This is a genomic window from Acidovorax sp. GW101-3H11 (assembly GCF_001633105.1).
GTDB lineage: Bacteria > Pseudomonadota > Gammaproteobacteria > Burkholderiales > Burkholderiaceae_C > Acidovorax.
This window is the reverse complement of record NZ_LUKZ01000026.1, coordinates 1-4,325: the sequence shown is the minus strand read 5'-3', so window position 1 is coordinate 4,325 and position 4,325 is coordinate 1. Positions and strand designations below refer to the sequence as shown.

Here is a 4,325-nt window from a genome sequence, read left to right as displayed (position 1 = left end):
ACCGCTTGCTGCAGCAAGCGGTGGTTACGCCGCCAGTGACGTATGGGGATGTCGTGAGCAAGAACACCGGGGAGAGGCAATCGGATACTATTGCTGGATGAAATTACAGTATCAACGGGGCTACTGGAGCTAAATAGATACCCCTTATGTCTCAACAGGTGTGGGCCGCGCAGGCCCTTGAATCTTTCGATGCGGTGGTGCAGGCCACCGAAGGTTTTCGCAGCCGCGCTGGCCAGCGGCTGATGGCCGAGCAGGTGGCGCGCACGTTCAGTAGCGCTACCTTGGGCAAGGTGGATGAAGAAAGCGGCGAGGCCGCGCCCACGCGCTCCATCGCCGTGATCCAGGCGGGCACGGGCGTAGGCAAGTCGCTGGCGTATTGCGCGCCCGCCATTGCGCTCGCGCTGTCGCGCGGCACGCGGGTGTTGATCTCCACGGCTACCGTCGCGCTGCAGGAGCAATTGGTCAACAAGGACCTGCCCGCGCTGGCCGCGCTGCTGCCCCAGCCCTTCAAGTTTGCGCTGGCCAAGGGGCGCGGGCGCTATGTGTGCAAGCTCAAACTCGACCGCCTGGCGGGCACGGGCGAGGCCGAGGAAGAGGCCGACGACGACCTGTTTGCCGAGGAAGAAGCCGCCGCCCGCGCCAAGCGCCCCCGGCACGAGACCGAGGCACGCATGCAGTTCTATTCGACGATGGCGCAGACGCTGTCGAAAGGCGCATGGGACGGCGACCGCGACAGCCTGGACACACCGCCCGAGCCCGAGGTGTGGAGCCCCGTGGCGGCCGAGGGCGCGTCTTGCACCGGCAAACACTGCCCGGCCTTCAGCCAGTGCACCTATTACGACAAGCGCAAGGAGCTGGTGGGCGCACAGGTCATTGTGGCCAACCACGATTTGCTGCTGTCGTCGCTGGGCGCGCGCGTGCTGCCCGAGCTGGACAACTGCCTGCTGATCCTGGACGAAGCCCACCACCTGCCCGCCACGGCGCTGCAGCAGTTTGCGTGCAGCATGGATTTGTCGCGCATCACCTGGATCGAGCGCTTGTCGAGCCGGGGCCTGCGCATTGGCGCGCTGCTGGAGGTGGAAGAGATTGCCGACATCCCGCGCCATGCGGCCCAGTTGCGGCAGACGCTGCAGGACCTGGCGCGCATCGTCATGGATGTGTACGGCGCCGCGCTCAAAAGCCAGAAGGACACCTGGGGCCCGGCGCGGGTGCGCGTGCCACGGGGCGAGCTGCCCGAGCAACTGGTTGCGCCGCTGGGCCTGCTGGCCGCCAGCGCCGATGGATTTCTGGAAGCGTTGCGCGCCATCAGCAAAGCCCTGCGTGCCGAGATGCGCGACAAGCCCGAAGAGGCCAAGCGCTTGTCCACGCTGTACGCGCAGATCGGCATGCTCGCGCCCCGGCTGGAAGAGCTGCACGCCACCGCGCAACTGCTGCTGCAGGATGCGCCCCAAGGCGCCGACCGCAGCTTTGTGCCCGCCGCCAAATGGTTCACGCTGGAGGTGGATGGCGACTTCATCGTGGTCAAGGCGCACGCCAGCCCCATATTGCCGGGCACCACGCTGCGCAACCACCTGTGGAGCGCAGTGCGTGGTGCGGTGCTGACATCGGCCACGCTTACCAGCTGCGGCAATTTTGAATTTTTCCTGCGCGAAGCGGGCCTGCATGGCGACGAAGCAGCCACGTCGCTGGAGGTGGCCAGCCCCTTCAACTACGCCGCACAGGGCACGCTGATTGCCGCCGAAACGCACGCCGACCCCAAGAACGCGGCGCAGTTCACGGCTGAGATGGTCGATGCACTGCTGCATGACATTGCCCGCGTGGAATACGGCGCGCTGGTGCTTTTCACCTCGCGCGAACAGATGCGCCAGGCCGTGGATGCATTGCCCACCGCCATGCGCAGCGTGGTGCTGGTGCAGAACGCGCTACCGCGCACGCAACTGCTCAAACGCCACCGCGAGCGCGTGGACAACGGCGAGCCCTCGGTCATCTTTGGCATGCAATCGTTTGGCGAGGGGCTGGATTTGCCCGGGCGGCTGTGCGAATCGGTGTTTATCACCAAGCTGCCCTTTGCCCCGCCCGATGACCCGGTGGGCGAGGCCCGTGCCGAATGGCTGCGCGCCGTGGGGCGCGACCCGTTCAGCGAACTGGTGGTGCCTGCCACCGCCATCCGCCTGGCGCAATGGGTGGGCCGCGCCATCCGCACCGAGGAAGACCAGGCGCATGTGTACTGCTACGACAAGCGCCTGACGCGCACCAGTTACGGCCAGCGGCTGCTCAAAGGTTTGCCGCCCTTTGCGCTGGAGCAACGCGCGCCGCTGTAGCTGCGCGTACCTTCGTCCAACTACAACTTCAAAACGAAACCTCATGCCGAACACTGTCCCTGCCTGCCCCCAATGCGGACTTGAGAACACCTACCCCGACGCGAGCCACTACGTGTGCCCCGACTGCACCTTTGTATGGCCGCAGGTGGCAGACACGGACGCGGCGGATGCGGGCGATGGCGTGGTGCGTGACGCCGTACGTGACGCAAATGGCAACCCCCTGGCCGACGGCGACGCCGTGATCCTGGTGAAAGACCTCAAGGTCAAGGGCTCATCATCGAGCCTCAAGAAGGGCACCAAGATCAAGAGCATCCGCCTGGTCGATGGCGCCGATGGGCACAACGTGGACTGCAAGACCGATTTGGGGAGCATGCTGCTCAAGTCAGAGTTTTTGAAGAAGGCGTGAAACCTGGCAATCGGTGTGCCACCGGCCCCGCCGGACACTCCCTCATAATTCCGCCCATGCAGATCGGCCCCACTCTTCAGTCCCACATTGCAGACATCTGCACGCGTTACCACGTGCGGAGGCTGCAAATGTTTGGCTCTGCAGCGGTGGACCAGGAGGGGCCCGACAGCGATGTGGACCTGCTGGTGGAGTTCATTCCCGGCGAAGCGCCCAGTGGCTTTGCCTTGGTGGACATGCAGGATGAGTTGTCTGCGGCATTTGACGGTCGCAAGATTGATCTGGCGTTCCCCTCCGTTCTCAACAATCCTTACCGGCGCCGCGCTATCGAGCCACAGCTGCGCCCACTGTTTCAGTGACGCTGGACCGCACACCCGCGCACCTGGCAGACATGCTGCAGTTTGTGCAAGAGCTGCGTGCCTTGGTGGCGCCATTGAGCGCTGCAGAGTTTGCGCAGCACCGTGTGCTGTGCCTCGCGGTGGAGAAGTTGTTCATCAATCTAGGCGAGGCCGCGTACCGCGTGGACACCTCCCGCGCGCAGTAGATGCCTGATATTCCATGGCGCAAAGTCATCGGTCTGCGCAACATTCTTGCGCACGGGTATGAGCAAGTGGCGCACGAAATTCTCTTCAAGACCATTGCGGACGATCTGCCGGCGCTCGAAACGGCAGTGCTCCGCGCGCTCGCCGACGCCTAGCCCTCCGCCGCCGCCGGAGCCTTTGTCAGACATCCCCCCACGCCCATGCGGCCTGGGGGACGACGCCGCCGAACGCTTGAGAAACCTACAGTGAAGCTATCCGTCCCTCTCACTGGAGCCTCCATGCAACACGACACCGCCGCCCACGAAACCTTGTGGAAACTCATCAAGGACATCCGGTTTGGGATGCTGACCCACCGCACGTCGACCGGCATGCTGCATGCGCACCCGCTCACCACGCAGAACCGCAAGTTTGATGAACACAATGAGCTGTACTTTTTTATCTCCAAATCCGGCGAGTTGTATGAACGCTTGTTGACCGATGGAGAGGTCAATGTGTCCTATGCCAACCCGGACGACGACAGCTACGTCTCCCTGTCGGGTCAGGCCCGCTTTGTGGAAGACCGGGGCCAGAAAGAGGCGCTGTGGTCGCCCATGGCCAAAGCGTGGTTCCCGGGCGGTGTGTCCGACCCTGATCTGGCATTGCTGGTCGTGCGCATCCGCCATGCCGAGTATTGGGATGTCGACGAAAGCAAGATGGTGCAGATCTTCAAGATGGCCAAGGCCGCCATCACCGGCGAGCAACCGCGCGATTTGGGTGAGCACAAAGAGGTCACCCTGTACTGATGCAGCCTTGGCTCCATGGCGCAACGCGCGTGTGGTGAGGCGCATGGGCGGCGCGCCCCAACGTGGGGAACAGGGGCATGGGTCAGCACATGACACACGCAGTTTGAGAATATGAATGAAATTGGCCTCTAGGGATGTCCTGAACAACTCGAATTCGTGAGTGCTACAAGGCCGCAGTTTTCAGATCGCGCAGAGACCGCCCTTTTTGCCTGCTGGTGGGCCTTGCTTTTGGGTTGCCCCGAGGCCCTTCTTGCCGCCTTCGCGGCCATTTGCCTGT

6 protein-coding genes are annotated in these 4,325 nt (G+C 63.6%); all 6 read left to right on the top strand.

What is annotated here, in order from left to right; translation table 11 throughout:
- Positions 1 to 146: 146 nt before the first annotated feature.
- The 6 genes from dinG (at position 147) to A1D30_RS18990 (ending at position 4,048) form a co-directional block, all read left to right on the top strand.
- Positions 147 to 2,321 (top strand): ATP-dependent DNA helicase DinG, encoded by a 2,175-nt coding sequence (dinG, locus tag A1D30_RS19010; RefSeq protein ID WP_063462302.1) that lies wholly within the window; start codon positions 147 to 149, stop codon positions 2,319 to 2,321.
- A 43-nt stretch (positions 2,322 to 2,364) separates the two neighbouring features.
- Positions 2,365 to 2,727, top strand: a complete 363-nt coding sequence (locus A1D30_RS19005) for a zinc ribbon domain-containing protein YjdM (RefSeq protein WP_063462301.1) — start codon at positions 2,365 to 2,367, stop codon at positions 2,725 to 2,727.
- 56 nt (positions 2,728 to 2,783) lie between these two features.
- On the top strand, positions 2,784 to 3,083 hold the full coding sequence (locus A1D30_RS19000; RefSeq protein ID WP_063462300.1) for a nucleotidyltransferase domain-containing protein: 300 nt from the start codon (positions 2,784 to 2,786) through the stop codon (positions 3,081 to 3,083).
- Positions 3,080 to 3,268: a hypothetical protein gene (locus A1D30_RS18995; protein ID WP_063462299.1), complete on the top strand. Its 189-nt coding sequence runs from the start codon at positions 3,080 to 3,082 to the stop codon at positions 3,266 to 3,268. Before A1D30_RS19000 ends, A1D30_RS18995 begins: the two co-directional genes overlap by 4 nt.
- A complete protein-coding gene (locus A1D30_RS24930) occupies positions 3,269 to 3,421 on the top strand; it encodes a HepT-like ribonuclease domain-containing protein (RefSeq protein WP_082836538.1) in 153 nt (50 codons plus the stop codon).
- Positions 3,422 to 3,544: 123 nt separating this feature from the next.
- Positions 3,545 to 4,048: a pyridoxamine 5'-phosphate oxidase family protein gene (locus tag A1D30_RS18990; RefSeq protein ID WP_063462298.1), complete on the top strand. Its 504-nt coding sequence runs from the start codon at positions 3,545 to 3,547 to the stop codon at positions 4,046 to 4,048.
- Positions 4,049 to 4,325 lie beyond the last annotated feature (277 nt).